Here is a 1,627-nt window from a genome sequence, read left to right on the forward strand (position 1 = left end):
ACTAGCTATTTCTTCGCGCGCGCGATCCCTTCGGTGATCAGCCTGCGCGCTTCATCGGCATCGCCCCAGCGCAGCAGCTTCACCCATTTGCCTTTCTCGAGATCCTTGTAGTGCTCGAAGAAATGCTGGATCTGGTCCAGCGTGATCTGGGGAAGGTCGCTGTAGTTCTTCACCTTGTCGTAGCGCTGGGTGAGCTTCGACGAGGGCACCGCGAGGATCTTCTCGTCACCGCCGGCCTCGTCCTCCATCAGCAGCACGCCGACCGGCCGCACGCTCATCACCGCGCCCGGTACGATGGCGCGGGTGTTGACGATCAGGACGTCGCAGGGGTCGCCGTCGTCGGACAGCGTGTGTGGGATGAAGCCGTAATTGCCGGGATAGCGCATCGGCGTATAGAGGAAGCGGTCGACCACCAGCGTGCCGGCTTCCTTGTCCATTTCATACTTGATCGGCTCGCCGCCGACCGGCACTTCGATGATGACGTTGACGTCATGCGGCGGATTCACTCCGATCGATACCGCATCAATACGCATAGAGAACTCCGTGATTGCCAGCACAGGTGCGCCGGGCAGGACCAGTGATTGCTGCTGTCATACGCGGGCAGGGCCCGCCCATCCATCTAACTTTCGAGGAAAAATGATGGATTTTTGGGCCATTGGTTGACGCGCACCCGTGGCGCCGTCCCGGAGACGCTCCCAGCCTCAGTTGGTCCAGGCAAAAGCGACCTTGTCGAGCGATTTCGGCCCGAACCTTTCGGAGGAGCGCGCCACCATGCGGCCGCCAAGTGCGCGATAAAACTCCGTGGCCGGATCGTTGTCGGACAGTGCCCAGACCACCATGCTCTTCAGCCCGCTCTGCGCGAGGTCGCGGCGGGCGGCGTTGAACAGGCGGCGGCCGAAGCCGAGGCCCTGGAATTCCGGCCGCAGATAGAGTTCGTAGATCTCGCCTTCGAAGTGCAGGCTGCGGGCGCGGTTACGACCGTAATTGGCGTAGCCTGCGATCTTGTCGCCGAACACCAGAACGCTGACGCGGCTGCCCTTGCGGATCGCACTGTCCCACCAGTGCGGACCGCGCCGGTTGATCAGCTTTTCCAATTCGGCGCCGGGGATGATGCCCTGATAGGCTGAACGCCAGGCTTCGTCATGCGTAGCCGCCACCGCGGCTGCATCCGCAACCTTGGCCGGCCGGACCTCTATCAGGGTTGTGCTCATGGTCCAATCAAAGCAAGTCGGCGCGCCGCCTTCAAGCTCTATCGTTAATTATCGGTTAACCTGTGGATTTTCTGCATCAGTTTTCGAATGACTTGTACCGAAAGAGGACAGTGCGAGCTTCAATCGGCCAGTTCGTGATGCGGGGGCAGGCTGGCGTCACGCTGATGACATATGGTCAGCAAGCGTGTCGTGAAAAACTGCGCCCGGGATTGATTCGCGAGATCGTCTTTCGGCGAATCCTGTTTGCCCAGCATGGTCGCGTCAGGCCAAGGATGCATTCACTTAAAGTGATTTTCGCGCTGCTTGTTGCCGCGGCGCTCGGCTCCGGGGCAGCTCCGGCGCAACCCGTCTTGGGGGCGCAAGGCGAGGAGGGTGAGCCGAACCGGCGGCAGCAGTGGCTGGTGCCGTCGCCCGAT

At 61.5% G+C, this 1,627-nt stretch carries 2 protein-coding genes and 1 pseudogene; 1 reads left to right on the forward strand and 2 read right to left on the reverse strand.

The genetic code is table 11. The features are described 5' to 3' along the window. Positions 1 to 5: 5 nt before the first annotated feature. Together ppa and CWO89_RS43970 are read right to left on the reverse strand one after the other, a co-directional pair. A complete protein-coding gene (gene ppa / locus CWO89_RS43965) occupies positions 6 to 533 on the reverse strand; it encodes an inorganic diphosphatase (protein ID WP_130584352.1) in 528 nt (175 codons plus the stop codon). A gap of 168 nt (positions 534 to 701) precedes the next feature. Continuing rightward, positions 702 to 1,211, reverse strand: a complete 510-nt coding sequence (locus CWO89_RS43970; RefSeq protein WP_028165189.1) for a GNAT family N-acetyltransferase — start codon at positions 1,209 to 1,211, stop codon at positions 702 to 704. A 62-nt stretch (positions 1,212 to 1,273) separates the two neighbouring features. Between CWO89_RS43970 and CWO89_RS47400 the strand changes: the two are divergent. Further along, a pseudogene (locus tag CWO89_RS47400) lies at positions 1,274 to 1,627 on the forward strand (hypothetical protein); the annotation flags it as partial.

Source organism: Bradyrhizobium sp. Leo170, from assembly GCF_004296405.1.
Classification (GTDB): Bacteria; Pseudomonadota; Alphaproteobacteria; order Rhizobiales; family Xanthobacteraceae; genus Bradyrhizobium.

Bases quoted from the DNA above. Each gene is read 5' to 3' on its own strand.
- CWO89_RS43970 (WP_028165189.1), bottom strand. From the start codon at position 1,211: ATGAGCACAACCCTGATAGAGGTCCGGCCGGCCAAGGTTGCGGATGCA.
- ppa (WP_130584352.1), bottom strand. From the start codon at position 533: ATGCGTATTGATGCGGTATCGATCGGAGTGAATCCGCCGCATGACGTC.